This window comes from Desulfovibrio cuneatus DSM 11391, from assembly GCF_000430005.1.
In the GTDB taxonomy this organism is placed as follows: Bacteria; Desulfobacterota; Desulfovibrionia; order Desulfovibrionales; family Desulfovibrionaceae; genus Frigididesulfovibrio; species Frigididesulfovibrio cuneatus.
The window spans coordinates 30,754-48,631 of sequence record NZ_AUCY01000026.1 but is presented as its reverse complement, the minus strand read 5'-3'; the positions used below and the strand labels follow the sequence as shown (position 1 = coordinate 48,631).

General features: G+C 55.1%; 15 protein-coding genes. 1 reads left to right on the top strand and 14 read right to left on the bottom strand.

Annotated elements, in window-relative coordinates; genetic code table 11:
- Positions 1-205: 205 nt before the first annotated feature.
- The 14 genes from G497_RS0108025 to G497_RS20115 all read right to left on the bottom strand — a co-directional run bounded on the left by G497_RS0108025 (position 206) and on the right by G497_RS20115 (position 16,361).
- On the bottom strand, positions 206-1,369 hold the full coding sequence (locus G497_RS0108025; RefSeq protein ID WP_027187761.1) for a hypothetical protein: 1,164 nt from the start codon (positions 1,367-1,369) through the stop codon (positions 206-208).
- Between the two features lie 165 nt (positions 1,370-1,534).
- On the bottom strand, positions 1,535-2,878 hold the full coding sequence (locus G497_RS19145) for a toll/interleukin-1 receptor domain-containing protein (RefSeq protein ID WP_051257965.1): 1,344 nt from the start codon (positions 2,876-2,878) through the stop codon (positions 1,535-1,537).
- A 14-nt stretch (positions 2,879-2,892) separates the two neighbouring features.
- Positions 2,893-4,218: a hypothetical protein gene (locus G497_RS0108015; protein WP_027187760.1), complete on the bottom strand. Its 1,326-nt coding sequence runs from the start codon at positions 4,216-4,218 to the stop codon at positions 2,893-2,895.
- 48 nt (positions 4,219-4,266) lie between these two features.
- The gene (locus tag G497_RS0108010; RefSeq protein WP_027187759.1) at positions 4,267-5,469 is read right to left on the bottom strand and encodes a hypothetical protein; all 1,203 of its coding nucleotides are present in this window, start codon (positions 5,467-5,469) and stop codon (positions 4,267-4,269) included.
- Between the two features lie 75 nt (positions 5,470-5,544).
- On the bottom strand, positions 5,545-6,225 hold the full coding sequence (locus G497_RS0108005) for a hypothetical protein (RefSeq protein WP_027187758.1): 681 nt from the start codon (positions 6,223-6,225) through the stop codon (positions 5,545-5,547).
- A gap of 220 nt (positions 6,226-6,445) precedes the next feature.
- Positions 6,446-6,922, bottom strand: a complete 477-nt coding sequence (locus tag G497_RS0108000) for a hypothetical protein (RefSeq protein ID WP_027187757.1) — start codon at positions 6,920-6,922, stop codon at positions 6,446-6,448.
- Entirely contained in the window at positions 6,897-7,994 is a 1,098-nt protein-coding gene (locus G497_RS0107995) for a S41 family peptidase (protein WP_084516123.1), read from the bottom strand. The genes G497_RS0108000 and G497_RS0107995 overlap by 26 nt, the downstream gene beginning before the upstream one ends.
- A complete protein-coding gene (locus G497_RS0107990) occupies positions 7,991-8,485 on the bottom strand; it encodes a hypothetical protein (RefSeq protein ID WP_156908001.1) in 495 nt (164 codons plus the stop codon). Before G497_RS0107990 ends, G497_RS0107995 begins: the two co-directional genes overlap by 4 nt.
- A gap of 106 nt (positions 8,486-8,591) precedes the next feature.
- Positions 8,592-9,260: a YMGG-like glycine zipper-containing protein gene (locus G497_RS19140; RefSeq protein WP_051257964.1), complete on the bottom strand. Its 669-nt coding sequence runs from the start codon at positions 9,258-9,260 to the stop codon at positions 8,592-8,594.
- Positions 9,261-9,356: 96 nt separating this feature from the next.
- Entirely contained in the window at positions 9,357-10,970 is a 1,614-nt protein-coding gene (locus tag G497_RS19135; protein WP_051257963.1) for a formylglycine-generating enzyme family protein, read from the bottom strand.
- A gap of 92 nt (positions 10,971-11,062) precedes the next feature.
- The gene (locus G497_RS19130) at positions 11,063-12,997 is read right to left on the bottom strand and encodes an ABC transporter permease (protein WP_156908000.1); all 1,935 of its coding nucleotides are present in this window, start codon (positions 12,995-12,997) and stop codon (positions 11,063-11,065) included.
- 77 nt (positions 12,998-13,074) lie between these two features.
- Positions 13,075-13,848 (bottom strand): ABC transporter ATP-binding protein, encoded by a 774-nt coding sequence (locus G497_RS17315; protein WP_051257962.1) that lies wholly within the window; start codon positions 13,846-13,848, stop codon positions 13,075-13,077.
- Positions 13,845-16,208 (bottom strand): vWA domain-containing protein, encoded by a 2,364-nt coding sequence (locus G497_RS17310; RefSeq protein WP_156907998.1) that lies wholly within the window; start codon positions 16,206-16,208, stop codon positions 13,845-13,847. Before G497_RS17310 ends, G497_RS17315 begins: the two co-directional genes overlap by 4 nt.
- A gap of 9 nt (positions 16,209-16,217) precedes the next feature.
- Positions 16,218-16,361 (bottom strand): hypothetical protein, encoded by a 144-nt coding sequence (locus G497_RS20115; RefSeq protein ID WP_156907996.1) that lies wholly within the window; start codon positions 16,359-16,361, stop codon positions 16,218-16,220.
- 556 nt (positions 16,362-16,917) lie between these two features.
- Between G497_RS20115 and G497_RS0107950 the strand changes: the two genes are divergently transcribed.
- Entirely contained in the window at positions 16,918-17,652 is a 735-nt protein-coding gene (locus tag G497_RS0107950; RefSeq protein WP_027187753.1) for a tetratricopeptide repeat protein, read from the top strand.
- The last annotated feature ends 226 nt before the right edge of the window (positions 17,653-17,878 follow it).

Sequence of the window (17,878 nt, the reverse complement as noted above, 5' to 3'; positions counted from 1 at the left end):
TTTACCACTTACAAAAATGCGGATTACGTGGGTTTGGTAATCTATTTCCACTTCATCCGTAATGGGTGTCCATTCTGCATGGGCCACACTGCCCCACAAGAGCATACCAAGCACAAGGCAGGGGAGTAAAAAAGCGCGTTTCATTTACAATCATCTCCTTGGGTTTCGCCTGCACAGGCAGGCTGGTTATATGAACAACTGCTCCTTACAACGCATTGGTAACAGAACTACGCACCCCAACAAGGCGGGCCAGTTCCTGCTCAGAAAGGGAAAAGGTGAGCTGTTTTTGCTGGGGGCTTGTGTTGAATGAAGAGTCAAGAAACAACTTTTTATTCACCAAATTAAAACGCGGTGCCACAACCACACGCAAAGGGTCTGTTGCCGGAAAACCTGTTTGAATAACAGCCGCGTAGCTGTCGTCGCCCATGTGTTGTTCCTGCACGGCAACTACCTTGCCCTCTTTATCCAGCAATTCCACTTGTATGATTAACCGCCCATTCCCCCGAAAACTATCCAGCACATACTGGGGAACCCAGAAAAAACTCCAGCGCGAGCTTTTTTTCTCCGCCTGCACCAGTTCACACACGCCCAGCAAAAAAAGCGCATTCCCATCGGTCTGTTGCGGGCTGCCACCAATTTTTTGCAGCAAGCCCTGGGTGTACAGTTCTCCTTCCGAACTCAAGGCAAGGGTAGCCTGCACGCGCTTATGGCCCATGCCTTCCAGCAAGCTGGTGAGTTGTTGGGCCATAGCCCCATAGGCGACTTCGTCAATGGAAACTGAAATGGGCAAGGCAAGCTGCACCATGCCTTTGGCAAGTTTTTGGGATGCCTTGTCGCTATGTGCCTCTATGCGCACAAGGCTGGCGGGGAGCGGTTTGCGCAGCGCCAGTAGGCTTGTGGCCGCCTCCTGTTGCTGTTGCATCTGGGCTAGCGCCGCCTGAAACAATACGTTCCCATCAAAGCGTACCTGTGAAATATTTTCATCGGAAAGTTTCGCCTTGAGCCTGTCACTTTTCACCGTGACTCGCATGGTCACTTCTACAAGGCCCCCTTCCAGGGGGCGGGCAGGGCCAACCTGCGTTGCCTTGCTAATGTAACCATCACTGTGGGAAAGAACTTTGTCCCGCACCAATTCTTCATTTTGCACAAGGGTTTCGGTAATCACCATGGCACCAATAACGTTTTGCACGGCACTGCGAAAAGCCTGTTTACGGGCGGCCTCTTCGGTAAGGCCAAGGCCTGTTGAGAGCACCTCCCGTTCTGCAGTCGCTCCGGCCAACGCAGCAGAAGAAAGCGCTACACACAAAAAACAACTTGCAGCCACAAGAATGAACGGCCTTATGAACAAGGCTATACCTTGTGCACTCATGCGTAGTGATAAACAACAGGCAACATGCTGCCTTACAAGCATATATAGCTCTCCCATTGGCGTATGCTCCTCTCTCATCAGCTACAGGAACACAAAAATGTTTCGTAGAATAGAATGTCCTCTAGCAAAAGGCAACACGCTCTATGGCCTCAGACTGACCAAGCTCTATTGGGCTTGTATTTGCCCAAGCAGTTCTTTTGCTTCGGCGTCGCCCTGTTCTACCGCAAGCTGTAGCCAGCGTCTGGCTTCTGCCACGTCTTTCTGTACGCCCATTCCCATGTGGTACATGGCCCCCATTTTATATTGGGCCGTGGCATAGCCTTCTGCCGCAGCGGCCTTATACCAGCGCAAGGCCGTGGCGTAGCTTGCGGGCACACCTTCGCCATTTTCATAGAGCGCACCAAGGGCATACCGGGCCTGGTTATCACCTTGCGCAGCGGCTTTTTCGTACCAGAAACGGGCCTGGGCTAAGTCTTGTTCCACCCCCATGCCCTGTTCATACAGGCTGGCAAGGCTTGTTTGGCCTGCGGGGAAATGGGCATCTGCTGCACGGCGGTACCATGCGACGGCCTGCTGCATGTTTTTGGGTATTCCAAGGCCGCCGTAGTGCATATCACCCAGAAGCACCATTGCGGCAGCACTGCCTTGCTCCGCAGCTTTTTGCAACCACGGCACAGCTTTTTCCGGGGCTTTGCCCACATCAAGGTAATATTCCCCAAGGCCACGCATGGCAGCCAGGTCTTGCTGTTCCGCCTTCTGCACCAGTTGCCCCAAAGTGGTGGCCCCTGCCACCGGAGCAGGCAGTGGAATTTCCCGTCCGTTCCACAAAAAAACAGCGCCCGCTGCACAGGCAGCCAGAGCCACACCTGCCAGCACCCTGCGCATATTCCTGTTTGCGGTGAGTGCCCCCAAGGAACAAGCGCCGCCTTTGACCTCTGAAACCACAGTACGCAGCCACGAGGTGAAAGGAGAAGGCCCTGCCACAGAACGTGGTGCAGAACTTGGGGGAGCGGCCCCCTTGTTCCCTACGCGATTATGAACAGCGCTGGCGTTGTCGTTGGGCTCCAGGGGGGGGACCACCCCCAACGGGTTTACTTCATGCTGAAACAATTCGTTGTGGCGTTGCAATGTTTCCAGCACACTGTTTATGGCTGCTTCCACCTCCAGCCCATACACATCCAGCCAGTGGCGGTTGCTTAAATGGTATTCCATTTCCACGCTGGGAAACACATTTTCAATGCGCACAGGAATAACAAGGCACTTGTTGCTGGAGGCCAAGGTCAATTCCCGGGAAACCTCCTGCGAGGCATTGGCATGGCCGGAAAACACCAACAGCATCAAGGGGACATCTTTAATGGCCTGGGCAATGGCAGCAGGCCAGGTGGTGCCTGGGGGAATATCACGCGGGGCGTACCAGCAGCGAATGGCCGCGCTTTCCAGCCGGTTCACCAAGGCATCCACAAACAGCTTATCTTGAGTGGAATAGCTGACAAACACATGGTAGCCCATGTTCTACACTCCTTTTATTGGTCCATGGCAGGCAATGGAACCACTGTGGCGTAATACAACAACTTCCCGTCCTCCGACTTCCACGAGCCCACCTTGCGTAGCCCCTGCACCACTCCCTGGGCGCTTTCCCTCACCAGTTTGTGTAGCGATGTTTGCATGGTTTCAGTCATTTCAACCCCTTGCAGCAAGCTTTCTTCCACCTCCAGGGTGGAGGCCTTAACCGTTATGCCGGCAAGATAGCGCACCGCCGCGGCCCTTGCCTTTGTTTCCGCCACCAGCGGGGTTGTGGTGGCATCTTGAGCAGCGTTCCCCTGCAAAGGGGCCGCAGCCACCACCAGCAGAAATACTTTTCCGTCCGCTTCATACAGGTTTGCCCCGCCGCCCCACAACCAGGGCCGTGCGGCATAGGCTTCTTGCCAAGCGTCTTCCACGGCCATGTCCGGAAGGCTTATGAACCTGTGTTGTATGTCTTGGGCAGCCGTTCCGAAATCGCCTTGTTCTTCCAAGGGGAGAGGTGGGTGAGCCACCAGCACAACCACGGCAAGGTGGCCATCGTCGGTTTTCCATTCCCCGGCTTGCTGGGCAGCTTTAAACGCGCCTGCCACTTCTTCCTTGCTTTTACTTTTGGCCCACTGGCGCAGTACTATGCCTTCCGGCCCTTGTGCCACAATATCTATTGTTTTTTGTTCCGCCAGCACCTCCACCCCGAACACGGCTTCAGTTAGCGCGGCTCGGGCTGCCAGGGTTGCCACGGTGCGGGTTGCCTGTTCCGCTTTTGCACCCGGCGCTTCCGGCAAGGCGGCAAAGCCTACCCCAAGGGCTATAAACCCCTGCTCCTGGGGAAATACCCTGCCGCCCCCTTCTTCCAGCACCGGGTCGCTGGCAAAGAGCTGCTCCACAATAGGAGCCACGCGTACCTCACGCGCCATGTGCAAAGGCAGGGGAATAAGCGTTACGTTTCCCCGTGGCACCACAAGCCCTGCCACCATTGTGCCAGCAGTTACAGGGGAAGGTTCTGCAAACACCGTTTGGGCCCCGTGCAACTGCACGGTAAACTGGCGCGGGGCCTCGGCCTGTATCTGCTTGCTGAATAGGGCGCGAGCCAGCCGGGCCTTGGCGTCGCGTTCCGCCATGCTGCGGGCAAGGCGCTGTGCCGTATCTTCCCGAAGCTTGCTGGTTATGCGCCCTGCCCCTACCGCCAGCACCCGCCCTTGCGAAAGGGGGTACACCCCCGGCGTGTGCAGGCTGGCGGGGTTTGCCACTTCTTGTAGCAACCAGGCAGGCGGCGGGGCTGCATGGGCAGGGGGGAAGTTGGCTAGGATGGCTATTATGCCAAGCATACAACAAGCATTACAGAACCACTTCATGCTCTACCTTCCAGTACGTAATTATTTTCTCACAGCAGGTGCAGCATTAATCACTTTTGTTTGCACACCTTTCACCGCACGCAGTTCAGCATCAGAAAGCAGGAAGGTAACCGGCATCTGGCGCTTATCAGACCCCCGACCGCCAAAACTAAATTTCCCTGCCGCTTCATGGAGGTTAAATGTTGATCTTAAGGTAGGTGCTATTGCCACAACCCCACTCCTTTCAATTAATCGCGCAATATCCCATGAAATATCATCTCTATCCTTAGAGAGAAAAGGAACACGCTGCGAAACCACCGCAGCACCTGCTTCATCCAATAAATCGATTTGCAAGACAACCCCTTGAGGAAAAGAGGAAAATGCTTGCACAACTTCTTTGGAAACCGGAATAATGCTCCAGCGGCTTTGCAAGCTAGCACAGTCGGCCATTTCTGCTATGGCAATGGTGAAAAGTTCTTTTTCTTTGCGCCATTTCCACAGAAGAGGATGTGGTTCCACAATAAATCTTGGGTCGCTATCCTTACAGTCACGCGATTTCAACTCGGCTGTCATGGGCTTTACATCAAAGCCCAACTGCGTTGCAGTACTTTTCAAGTCGGTGGTGAATTTCTTGAACGCGGGCATATCTACAGAAACCGTCATGGGGATAGTAACAGTATTCGCCGTGCCGGATGTTTCTATTTGCGCTTTTTCCGTATCTGCTTTTGCTGTAATGAGGCTGGCGGGCAAATCTTTTATGGCATCTGCAATAATGCCCGCCGCATCTTTAGCCTTTTCCTGGGTGGTAGCCTTTTTCACAAACAGGCTTTCCCCATCCACGGCTACCAGGGCAATATTTTCGGCCTTGAGTTTTTCCTTCAACTGGTCGCTTTTCACCGTAACGCGCATGGTGACTTCCACCAGCCCCCCTTCCAGCGGGCGGGTTTTCCCCACCTGGACCACCTTGGTAATGTAGCCGTCACTATGGGAAAGCACGTTGTCGCGCACCACAGCGTCGTTTTCCACCAAGGTTTCCGCCACCACCATGGCTCCAATCACATTCTGAATGGCACTGCGGTAGGCCTGCCGTTTTGCGGCATCTTCCGTGGCCCCTACCCCGGTTGCCACCACTTCACGCTCATCAGCCTTTTGGCTGGGGGCAGGGCTGGCAGCGTGGGCAAATGCACCAACACCACACACCATAGCCAACAGCACAATTCCAGAAACATACAGGCGAAATTTCATGGTTTCTCCTTATGCACGCCGTTTATACAGTGCCAAAGCAGAGTAGCGCCATGGCAAGGTATGTTGTTCGGCAAATTAAAAATTTTCCACATTCCCCATACGGGTTTTGGTGCCTGTGTTGGGTGTTGCCGGGGCAGGCTGTGGGGCTGCGGGCTTGCTGGCCCCCTGTTCTTGCCGACTGGTATCCATGGCACCTTGCGCGCCTTGTGCGGCCTGCATCATTTTTGTAGACCAGCCCATAACCACCACAGCCTTGCGGTTTGCCCCTTCCCCTTCCACATGGTCAAGCAGCACCACAAGTCCGCGCAAAAAACTGCTGGAATGGCTGGCAAACGTGGTTTGGCTCACTTGCAGCACTTCGGCAGTTTCCGTGCCGTCTTTTTCCTTCAGCATCACGCCTTCCGAGCCCGATTCCACCACAAGCACGTTCTCATTCAAAAACTGGGTAAAGGAAACCTTTGCTGCACGCTGGGCTTTTTCCCGTGCCATGCGGTCGCCCCGTGCGCCCTTCAGGGCAGTGGAAACTTCTGCTTCTCCCTTAATTTTCAAGCGGCGCAACTGCCCTTCCTGAAACTCCACATCAAACACCCCAGCCGGAGCATTAAGCAATTCCTGCATGCGCGAATTGACGTTTTGCTTCATGCCTGCGGTTTCTTCTGCCACCGTTGCAGGCACTTCCTCGGCCTTGGCAAAGCCCGCGCCAAGCACAACACCAAAACAAACAACCAACTGCATAAACCAACGAGAAATACCCATGACAGTCTCCTTTAATGACGTTAATGAGATGGTAAGAACAAAACACCACTGGCACTCCAACACAATCGTTCACGTAAATCACTGGGAGCCCACCCTTTGGACTCATGTGGTTACGGCACCTGCAAAAGCGCCATAATCCCACCATTTCTTTCCATACTCAATGTGAACCAAATTTTCCGACCAGAGTAAAAGCGAGTTGCCTATAGTCTACTGCCGCCCCTTACTCTTTCCCCGCACCCACAGCAGTTTTCCCGGCAATGGCGGGCAGCATTTCCGGCCTATGGGCCACAAAAACAGCAGGCATGAGGCCAAATTCCGGTGTTTGGGTAAACTGCATGGTTTCCGTAACCTGGCAACGGCTGCCCTGTTGCAAGGGCACGCTGGCACACATGGGCAAAAACTGGGCGAAGCGATCTTTTTCTTCCTGGTTCAGGCTGGCGGCGTCTTTATCCACCACCACAGTATACACCAACGCCACAGTAACGTCGTTGCCCGTGTGGGCCAAGCTGCTCACTTGGGTATTTTCCGCATGCAACCACCCCCAACCAAGGACAACGGCCCGCTCAAACCGTGCCACCAGCACTGGAATATCCGGCGGGGCAGGGGTGGCTTGGCGGCTTAAAAGAATAACAACAGCCGCAATGACTAGCACACCAAGGCCAAGCCACCACTTAGTGTGTTTTACCAAGGGCTTCATACGTTCTCCTTTCAAAGTCAGCCTGCACCGTGGCAGAGCGTGAACCCACAAGCAAATCTGGCTCCAGCCCTTTGCCGTGGTAGCTTATGCCATTGGGGGGCAAAAGTTCTGCGTTGGTAATAAGGTATATGCCCCCATCTTTGGCAGGCACAGCCACCTGGCTCCTGCCCTTGCCAAAGCTGCGTTGCCCCACAAGCACGGCCTTACCATTATGGGCCAAGGCTGCGGCAAACACTTCCGCCGCACTGGCGGTGAATGCATCTTGCCATACCGCCACAAGCCCGGCAGGCTCTGTGCCCCCCCCGCCGGAAAGTTGTACATCGGGCAAGGCGTCTTTTTTAACAATGGTCACTAGGGGTGTTCCCGGAGGCAAGAATAATGAAGCACTTTGCAAGGCGGCTTCAAGGTCGCCGCCAACATTGCCCCGCACATCAAGCACCAGGGGCATACCAGCAGGCACCCTGGCCAGCGCTGCCTTGAGTTGGGGAAGAGTATTTGCATCAAACCGGGTAAGCCGAATACGGTAAAACCCCTGCCCGGCAACCAGTTCTGCGCTGGGGGGCTGCACCATTTCCCGGGTGACAGTCACTTCCTTCACCCCATCAACCCCTGCCACCAAAAGGCGCACCGGGCTGAGTGCAGGGCCGCGCACCAAATGCTGCACAACGCTCAGCGGTTTATCATGCAAAAAGGCTCCATCCACGGCGCGCAGCACGTCGCCATAGCCAATGCCCGCGTTGGCCGCCGGGCTACCCGCATGGGGCAGGCAGTACAGCATGCCATCACTATTGCGGATAATATCCATGCCCACACCGCCAAACGTGTTGCCGGCGTCTTCTTTCAATTGCCTTGCTTCTGCCGGGGAAATATAGGAAGAATAGGGGTCAAGGGTCTGCAAATAGGCAGTAATGGCAGCAGAAACGGACTTTTGGTGCAGCACAGGCTCAAGGCTTTCTTTTTCGGCCATGGCTGCCGCTGCTTCCAGGCGTTGCCAGTCGTGCTGGGGGGCGGCCTGCGCCAACGGGCAGGCCGCACACCCCAGAAACGCCATGCAAAGAGCGAATGTCCTCATATGGCGCTAAGAGCCTCGGCGTCATTGGTCAGGCGTTCCACTTCGCGCCGCAAGCGTTCGGCTTCCACTTGCAACACAGCCGGGTCTGACCCGCTGCCATTGCCAAGGGCCTTCAGGTCCCCTTCCAGCACGGCCCGCCGGACAAGCATTTCAGTCAGGGCGGCTTGCTGGGCTTCATTGGTGGCCTTGTACCCTTCAAGCTGTTTTTTCAAGCCTGTTATTTCACGCCCTGCCTGGCGCAACTGCTGCTGGGCCTTTGTGTGGGCCGCTTTTTTCTCCGCAGCCGTTTGGGTGAGGGCAGCCTTTTGCTGTTCCTCGGCAATTTGTTCGCGCTGCAACATTTTCAAGCGCTCCTGGCGCTGCGCAGCCCGCTGTTTGTATGCCTCCGGCGAATAGCTGAACAATCCGCCTTGGCTTGGGTCTGTGGTACGCCCTGTTTGACATCCCCCAAGCAACATCGCACACAAACACAGAACAAGAATTCTCGGCATATTCATTACCTCCTGAAAAATTCTATGGATAGTTCCGGGAACCCCGGTGGCGTTCCCTTATGCTTTTACAGCACACTAACAAGACTAAGAGCCTGTGGAATTGGTCTTACACAGAAATACGGGTAGACATGGCAGCAAGCTGTTTGTTGGTTTCTTCCAACTGGGCCTTATGGCGGCGCAGGGCAGAAATTTCCGCTTCAATGAGCGCAGCATCATTGCTTCTGTGGTTCAATTTGGCGTCTGCCAGCACTTTTTCCTGATTTGTCAGCTCATTGCCAATATACGCAATGCGTTCATTGTTGCTTTCAATGCATTCTTGAATGCGTCTAGCGTCAGCCCTCAGCTCTCTTTTGTCTGCCTGTTTAGCTGCCAAGGCTTTTTGCAAGACCTGCGTTTTCTTGTCCAGGGCAGCTATTTCCCCTGCCATGACCTTGTTGTATTGGCGCAACTCATTGTTTGTTTTTTCAGCCTGCAAAAGGCAAGCATCCAACCATGCTTCTTCATTGGCATAGCGCGCTTTTTCATTGGCCACGTGGGTGCCATAGGCATGGCCACCAATAGAGCCTACAATAGCACCCACCACGGCCCCAATAAGCGCCCCACGCCCGCCACCAATGGCGGCCCCAACACCTGCCCCGGCAGCGGCCCCCACTGCACCACCTACGAGGGCTCCTTCAGTTTTGGTGCGGGTGCTGTCATTTTTAATATTGGCACAGCCACTTACCTGGGTTGCCAACAACGCCAGCACCATAACCAGCACAACTCCTTTACGCATACAAACCTCCTAGAAAAAGTTAGCCAATAGTCGTTACACTGCATAACACTTGAAATTTCCCCTGCTGTGGGCAAAGCCCGACGCCCGTAGGCACTATTATTCAGGGGAAACAATCTTAATGGCTTCCAGTTCTTTGCGCATAGCTTCAGACTGAATGCCTTTATTCTGGAAAAAGGTGGCGTACAGCCCTTTCACCACAGGCAATGCCGCCCGTGGCCACAGGGCTTTTTCTTTTCTGGCAGGGTCATTAAGGTAATTCAAATGGTCGGCAAAGGCATTTTCCACCAGGTCGTGGTTCAGGCTGGCAAGGGACTGGATAATGGTATAAAGGTCGGCAATATCGGTGTTTATATTGCCCTCAACCCCTTCCACCATGCGGGCATAGCGTTCCAGGTTTGTGCTGTTCCCTGAATCTTTGGCGCTTTGCACAAGGGCTGCCAGCTTGGGTAATTTTTCAATTTCACGGCCAAGGCGCGCCCCGGTTTTGGTGGCAACGTCCACAAAAGCCTGGGAAATACGCTTGTCTGTTTCCCGGCGAATGGCATTCACATCGCGCAGGGTGCCCTGCACGGAAGCCACCGCCTGCCGCACCCCTTCCGGGGCATTGGCACTGGCAACATAGGCACGCAATAGTTCCACAGCCCCTTCAACCCCTTCCGCCCTGGCCTGGGTTTTAATGTCTACCGGAGCGGTGGAACGCCCCGCCGGGGTGGTTTTGCGCAAATCCCCCTCAGCATAGTCTGTCCAGGCGTCCTTAATTTCCTGCATGGCCTCTCTGTCTGGCAGCACCGGGGCCACCAGGGCAAGGCGCAAGCCCATGGTGGCCTTGCGGTTTTCCTTCATGCCCTTTTCCACTGTGCCTATGAACAAAGGTTCTTCCTGGCGCTGGGAAGTGCGCATGTCTTTTTCTTGAGTAAAGTAGTTGCCCCCACGGGAAGTGAACCCACCGGGACGCCCCTGATAATAGTCAATATGATACGGGGATAATATCAACTCGCTGAGGTTGCCCAGCATGTCGTGCACACCAAGGGCGTTGGGCTTCAGCTTGCCAATGGGCTGTACCTTGTTGTGGGAAGAAGAAGGCCCGGAAAACCATTCATAGGCTGCAAGTGGCCCCTCATAGGGCACATCGTTACCAAAAAGGTTGGCAGGGGTTTCATTACCGCCCCGTGCGGCAAATTCCCATTCCGGCTCAGTGGGCAAGCGGACAAAACCCGGTACAGAGCGCACCTTGGGCATTTGTTCCATGGCATGCGTATATAAATAGCTATTGAGCTTTTCCATGAAGGCCATGGCCTCAAAGGCAGAAATACCACTTACAGGCAGCAGGCTTTGCAACTTGCTTTGGTCCATGCCCTTGGGCAACCCCATAAGAGAATAGTACTGCCCTTCTGTTACTTCGTACTTGCCCATATAATACAGCCAGTCGCTGGCAGCTTCCCCTTGCATGGCAAAGCTCCCCCCCAACGTTATTTCCGTGGGCTTTTCCCCCAGGTAGTCGTTGGGGTTGCCTAGGGTAAAACGCTTTTGGGCCTCCAGGGGGTTGCCCCCGGCCCCAATACGCACGGGGCGAAACACAAAGCACTGGTTGTTAGGCCCAGGCAGCACCAAATCCCCTACCAGTGGCGCGGGGTTACACGGCTCTGCCGCATGGGCCACAGGCATACAGGCCAACATACTTGCCAAAATACCTACTGCAAAAAAATGCATGATTCACTCCTGAAAATGTACAGCGCATAGGCTGTTGAGGAAGCACGAATTACCTATATTTCGGGAAACGCTCAGTTACTTTGTGTCCCCCCTTACTCGTTGCGTAAGGCCTCCGCAGGGTCTACCAGCATTGCCCGCCGCCCGGCCACCACCCCGGCCAGTATGGAAACTGCCACCGTAAGGCCAAGGGCAGCCAGTGGGTGCCACCACGCAAGGCGGCACAAACTTTCCCCGCTTTGCAGGTGTTGGCTAAAAAGCATATTGATTATTCCGGCCAGAGTGTAGAACAGCCCCATGGCCACTACAAACCCAAGCCCAGAAAACACTGCTGCCGTGTACATGGGAAAGCGTAAAAAAGCCCCGCCAGAGAGCCCTAAAAGCCTTAGCACTGCCAGTTCCCGGCGTTTGCGTTCAATGCCGGAATAGACGTTTGCCACAAGGCAGGCGGCCCCGCCCACCACACCGGCAAGGGCAATAAGCCAGAAAATCAGGGTCAAGTATTTGTCTAGGCGCAGCACGTCGTCAATGCGTTGTGCTTCAGTGTGCACTGCCAGCCCTTGTGCTTCAAACTCCCGTCTCAGCGTGTCCACCCGTTCAAGGGTGTCGGCATACAACCGGAACCCGGCATAGCCCTTGCGGTGCAATATAAAAGCGTCTGTTTCCGGGTCAAAGGTAACAGGGCGGTGTGCAGCAAGGGTAAGCACCCCCAAAAGGCGCAAAGGAACCAAGGCTGTGCCTGCCTGCACGCCGTGGCCTTGTGCAACGGTTACCGGAAACGACAGGCTGTGCTCCCCGGCGCTCAGGGTGGCAACCACCTTGCCGGGGGGCACGCTGCCGGGGGGCACAAGCACGGCGCGCCATGCTGCCGAGGCATTGTGTTCCTTGCTAAAATCTTCCTGCCACAGCACGCCTTCCAGCAAAGCAGGGGGAGCATTCTGCCCTTCCCCCGCTGCCCCAACGTGGCTACCAGCCGTTGCCGGGGCATTTTCTCCGCCATTCACCACCAGCATTTCCCCAGCCGGGGCAAGCTGCCACGGCCCGCTACTTGTGCCATTTGCGGAAAGTGCCAAGGTAAGGCCGGGGGCAAGGGGAAACAACCGGGCCTGCCTGCCCGCCAGCCCGTAGCGCACGGTTTTCAAGTTGGTGGCTTCCCCTGGCTGGCCTTTGCCGGAAAGCAGATAATTTGTGCCATCAGGTCCGTGTTGCCTTCCCAAAAAGGCCCCGGCGCTTGCTCCGGAAATCTGTTCCTTACTGGTAAAGCCCGTGTTGTTCACAAGCCGGAATTCCGCTTCCACCCCAAGGGGTCCAGGCACATTCACCAGCAGGGCGGAAAATGCCGGGTAGGCAAGGGGTATAGAACCTTTCCAACCGAACTGAGGCACACCCATGCCGTCTTTGAAGCGTTCCACAGCTTCCAAAACAGGCAGGGGCACAAACACACTTTTTGTGGCGCTGGCCCGCACCGGGAGCACCCCCAGCACTTTCAACGCGCGTTCCCCTGTTTCAAACTGCCCGCCCACTGTTCTGCGTGCGGCCATAACCACTGTTTCGCCTGCTGCCACGCCCAGCGCTTCTGCCAGCGGGGCAGAAAGCAGGCACTCTTCCTTCGCGGGAATGCTATGCCCGTTTTGCAACACCAAGGGGTCGCCTTCTGCTGTGGGAATAAGGTCGGCTGCCACACGTTTTCCCTGGGGGCCGGGGACCACAATATCCACCCCGGTGGCAAGCTGGCGGGTGTAGGGTACGACAAAGGCCACCCCTTCCTGCTTTGCCACGGTTTGAAACCATTCATGGGAGTAGGCCTGGGCGTTGAGGGGGCGAATTTCCCGGTTGCGCGGGTCGTGCACCAGCCTGCCCCGCAGCGTTTCCACGGTGCCAAACTTCAGCCCGAACAGGATGAGTAATGGCCCAAGCACAGAAGCAACAGCCATAACCATACAAAATGAAAGCATTTTTTCGTTACGCAGATCTTCCAGACACAGGGAGAACACCAGCATGCGGCCCAAACGACTGTTATGCGCTTTCATGCTTCCCCCATGGCGTTTGCTGTGTTTGGCAGGCAACCTGCACACAGCGCCTGCCCCTGCCTGGGCCCGTGAATCTGTTAGGCATGGGGCACCTCCACCAGGGTGGAAACCGTGAGCCCGCTGTGGGGGCGTTCCACCGTAAAGGTGACCATGGTGTCTGCATACCCTTCAATAAGCGGGCGGTCATGGGTGACCATAACCAGGGCTATGCCTTGCTGCTGCACGGCACGTTTAAAGGCATCACGTATTTCCGTGGCGGTGAGGGCGTCCACCGCAGCGGTGGGTTCGTCTGCCAGCACAAGGCCCGGTTCATGGGTCAAGGCCCTGGCAATGGCCACGCGCTGGCGCTGCCCCCCGGAAAGGTGGGCAGGCTTCTTTTCCCAGTGTTCGGCTATGTCCAAAAGCGCAGCCAAGGCATGGGCTTGCTCCTGTGAAGGCTTTGCCGGATATTTGTTCATAAGACAGGGCAGCAGAATGTTGTCCCCCACCGTGAGGTAGGGAAGCAACCCGCCTGATTGCAGCACATAGCCAATTTCCCTGCGCCGCAATAAGGAAAGAACACTTTCCGGTTTGTGGCGCAGGTCAATGGCAACATGCCCCTTGTTGGCAAAGCGGGGGTGCAGGGCAAACCTGGAGGCAGAATCAGGGGTAAGAACAAGGCCCAGCATGTCCAAAAGGGTGGATTTGCCACACCCGCTTTGCCCCACCACAGCCACAAATTCACCCACATGCACCCGCAGGCGGGGCACGCGCAATTCAAAGCACATGCCCCCTTTTTCCCGGCGTTTCACTATGTTCTGCACATCAAGCACAAGGTTTGCTGCATCAAAGCTGGCAGCACTTGAGGTCATGGCAACAGTTCCAGGGGAATAGGATACACACTTTCATCGGCATCAGCGCCAGGGTTCAAGGTAATCCATCCTTCCGGCGCGTCGTGCAACGATTTGTAGGCACGCACTCTGGAATCCATTTCACTTAAAAACTGGTCTTGCTCTGTCACGTTCCAACTGTTCCACAGCTCATTGCTCATATCCATAAGACGGCTATGGTAGGGCAACCCTTCCAAAAATCCTGGAATAAGCCCGCTTTGCCCAATGGTTTTGGCGCTTTTCAGCAGGTTCGGGTCGCGGGAGGCAACAACCGAAGCCGCCTGAAGCGAGGTGAAAAAGTCGTCGCCACTAATCTGCCCTGTGCGGCCTGCTGCAATAACTTCATTAAGCAGGGTGGCCAGGGAATCTAACTGGCGCTTGCTTATAAGCAGGCGCACTTCCAGCGACTGCCGGGCAGCGTCTGTCAAATCTTTATCTACCACCCAGGCCACAACATCACGCGGGGGTTTTGCTTCTGCCTTGCTGCCCACCCATTGCACCACAGCGGCCTTTAAGGCTTGAGCAAGCCCGGCAGTGCCTTCGTTCATGGCTTTACTTGTTTCCGTGGTGGCAGGGGCTGCCTCGCCTTCTTTCAAAGCGGCCATTTCCCCGGTGGCTTCTTCCACCAGGCCCCCTTCTTTGGTAAGGGCTGCGCTGAGTGTGTTGCTGGAAGCTTTTTCCAAAAGGCCTTGCAGGGAAGCCACAATGGTGCCTGTGGTTTTGGCAAAAGAGCCCATGTCTGTGCCCTGAATGGAATAATAGGCGGGAATATCGCTACCCTTGCCAAGGGAGAGTACCTTGAACTGCTCTTCTGCCTTGGCCTGATATTTTGCAGCGCCTTTTGGGCGTACCTGAATGCCAAGCAACGTTATGTTATGTTCCGTTGCCAGGGTACGCAGCGTTTCTTCCCCATAGCCGGAAAGGTTCCATTTGTGCCCCAGTTCATGGGCGGGGGCGTCGCCCACCAGCACCACAATGCGCATTGCCCCCGGCGTCCATTGGGTTTGGGTAATGGCGTCACTCACACCGGAAAACATATCTTCAGGAAAGTCTACGGAATCGATTTTTGTTTCCTTGACAGTGCCCATGGTGGCAAGAAAGCTTTGAATATCTTGCAATTGCGGAGTATAGTTTTTGGTTGTGTACTCAATGGCGGGAATGGCTTCCACCGGGTCGCGGTAGCCCCACACCCCAAACCGGATGTTTTCTGCAATGGCCTTGTTTTCCGCCAGCTTTGCCGAAACAGCCCCGGCCACTTCTTTGGTGGCGTCAATATAAGGCCCCATACTGCGGGTGGTATCTAGCACCCACACCACATCAATTTTCAGGCTTTGTGCCACCTGCCCGGCTGCCTCGGCAGACGTTTGGGTGGCAGCAGCGGCAAACTTGGCGTTTTCCCGAATGTCTGTTTTTTCCCGTGCATCTTCACCCCCACCACTCACGGCCGCAAGCTCCAGCAAGCGGGCTTCCCGGCCATCAAGCTGAATGACCTTGTGGTCAAGAATGGGCAACAGGTAAAACTGCCGGGTTATGTCAACGGCCTGTTTTGGTTCCACCGAAACAATACTGAAATTTTGCGGAATATTGCCGGAATCAATGGTGGTATAAAGCCCTTTCACAGCCTCGGTCCGCGCTTCAGCGCTTTGCCCCAGCAATGCTTCCAGGGCTTTGGGACCATCAAACATCAGCACTGGCTTGCGCTGCTCCGGGTGGGTGTACGTAAGGCACATGGCTTGCTTCCAGGCAAACACGTCAGCCGACTTCAACCAGCCTGTTACCGTGCCCCGGTTATCCGGGCCCACCTCATACCAGCCTGTTTCTGCGGCAACATCTTCGCCCCCCGGTTGGGTGTACACGTAAAATGGCATAAACACGGGCAAATTGCTTTGCACCACTTCGCTTTTTTCATCTGACGTTTTATAGAGCGCCGCCATGGGCCGGGTCAGCACCCGCAGGGGTAAAATAGACCCTTCCTTCACCTTTACGGGCACACGCCGCCCGGTACCCGTGGCCTGGGCTTTTGCCTGCTCAGCAGGGGCAGCGGCAGGAGCAGCAGGAGCAGCGCCTTCTTGCAGGGCAGTCATTTCACCACCCGGGGCCGTGGCATTGGCCGCACTGGGGGCCGGGGCACTGGCGGCGGGTGTGGCAGGGGCAGGCACTGCTGCCCCCTTGGGTGCCGGGGCAACGTCCCCTTGTGTTTCTTGCGGTTTGGCAGGTTCTTGCGTGCCTGCCGGGGCAAAAGGCTGGGTTACTGTAGCCCCCAAGGCTGAGGAAGAATACCCTGATCCCAGTACAACAGCACACAGCAAACCCATACAATAACGAGAAAGGCGTTTGTTCACAAATCCCCCTTATACGTTCACAAAACAGAGAACACAATGCTGGCCTGGTGGCACAACCACAAAGCCATTGCTTACCATGGGTGCTGGCAAGGGTGCAGGCAGCACCACAAACACGTCTGTTACCCCGTGCAGCACAAAAAAATCACAACGCAAAAAAAGGTACCACAACACAGGGCATGAAAGAGAAACTCTTCCAAACCCTTTGTTGTGGTACCATAATGAAAATTTTCAGCGAAATTAGGCATACAGAAAGCGAGAACACATACGCACAAAACGGTATACGAGCCCACCCCATAGGCACAGGCCACACCCCTATGGTGCGCAAAAAAACAGCACGAATTGCATGAAGGATACTATAGAGGCCAGGGCAAGAATACGTTGTAGGCATAGCACAAATAATGCGCATGAAACACCTCTGCAAGAGACATAGTGTCGTAGGGAAATGTACTTTTTCTGCAATGAAAACGCATGCAAAAAAGCGAATGAGAACCACCCGCCAAAGCACTTGTGTGCATACCAAAGAGCACATCTATTCCCTCCGGCCCATTGCAGGCGGAGTTGCATGAATAGCGTCAAGCTGTATAGCCAATAACCTACGGTATCACGTTCAAGATGTCAACACGATGCTATAACTGGCTGCAATTATGGAGGCTAAATATCTTTTAGCTAATGGTGCCGTAGGCTTGCAAGTACTGCGTCCCTTGGCCACTTGGCCAATGCTCTTGCCGCGTGCGGCAACACAGCAACCAGCATCCACGAAGTTGTCTCCATAAGGGAAGAATCCCTGGACATTCGTCTGCGCCTGTTCCAGGAATGCCCCACCAATACGCGGGCACTGCGCGACTATACCGTTGCTCTGGATTACATGGGCGACACCCTGGCTCAGGCTGAAAACCTACCGCAGGCCCTGGGCCATTACTCACACGCCCTGGAACTTACGCAAGCCGCCTGCCTGCACGCCCCGCACAACATTACCCTGATGCGAGACAACACAATTTCCCTCAATAAAATTGGAGACATGCAAGCGCGCATGGGCAACAACGATGCCGCATTGCAGCACTATGAAGAAGCATGTGCCCTGCGCCGCAAGCTTACGGCAACACACCCGGAAAATAACAGCTTGCTCAAAGACTACAGCTATTCCCTTATGCGCGTAGCCACATTGCAAGCCCAACAGGGCGAAAACTCTATACCAAACTACCGTATGGCCATGGAAATTCGTAAACACCTTATGCAGCTCCAACCGGGTAACGCTACGTATATATACAACACAGCAAACTGCCTTGCACAATTGGGCCAGGCCTGCCTGCACCAGCACGAAGCAGAACAAGGCCATGCGTTCCTTGCAGAGGCGCACACCCTTATGCAGCAACTGGTGAACGGGGCTCCTGGCCCCACCCCTGCCGCATGGCAAGCCCTGCTGCAAGAAACAGCCTTACCTTGAACATTGCCTGAGCTTATTGAGAAGAGAAATGAAGATGCGATACTCATTACAACCATCTACTTTTTTGCACTGAAATCTTTTGAATTGGGCTAATCCTTCACAATTCTCGTCTATATGGCAAGCAAGGGGTAATCTAGTTGTGAAAATCCCCAACGTGGCTTACACTGCTTCTGGCTACGCATTTCAGAGCTATAAGTTAAACTCGCACAACCCTCAGAGCCCCCCC

Coding starts and splice junctions, on each gene's coding strand:
- G497_RS0108010 (WP_027187759.1), bottom strand. CDS start 5,469: ATGAAATTTCGCCTGTATGTTTCTGGAATTGTGCTGTTGGCTATGGTG.
- G497_RS19130 (WP_156908000.1), bottom strand. CDS start 12,997: ATGAAAGCGCATAACAGTCGTTTGGGCCGCATGCTGGTGTTCTCCCTG.
- G497_RS0107995 (WP_084516123.1), bottom strand. CDS start 7,994: ATGAGGACATTCGCTCTTTGCATGGCGTTTCTGGGGTGTGCGGCCTGC.
- G497_RS0108015 (WP_027187760.1), bottom strand. CDS start 4,218: ATGCTTGGCATAATAGCCATCCTAGCCAACTTCCCCCCTGCCCATGCA.
- G497_RS19145 (WP_051257965.1), bottom strand. CDS start 2,878: ATGGGCTACCATGTGTTTGTCAGCTATTCCACTCAAGATAAGCTGTTT.
- G497_RS19135 (WP_051257963.1), bottom strand. CDS start 10,970: ATGCATTTTTTTGCAGTAGGTATTTTGGCAAGTATGTTGGCCTGTATG.
- G497_RS0108025 (WP_027187761.1), bottom strand. CDS start 1,369: ATGAGTGCACAAGGTATAGCCTTGTTCATAAGGCCGTTCATTCTTGTG.
- G497_RS0108000 (WP_027187757.1), bottom strand. CDS start 6,922: ATGAAGCCCTTGGTAAAACACACTAAGTGGTGGCTTGGCCTTGGTGTG.
- G497_RS17315 (WP_051257962.1), bottom strand. CDS start 13,848: ATGACCTCAAGTGCTGCCAGCTTTGATGCAGCAAACCTTGTGCTTGAT.
- G497_RS0107990 (WP_156908001.1), bottom strand. CDS start 8,485: ATGCCGAGAATTCTTGTTCTGTGTTTGTGTGCGATGTTGCTTGGGGGA.
- G497_RS0108005 (WP_027187758.1), bottom strand. CDS start 6,225: ATGGGTATTTCTCGTTGGTTTATGCAGTTGGTTGTTTGTTTTGGTGTT.
- G497_RS19140 (WP_051257964.1), bottom strand. CDS start 9,260: ATGCGTAAAGGAGTTGTGCTGGTTATGGTGCTGGCGTTGTTGGCAACC.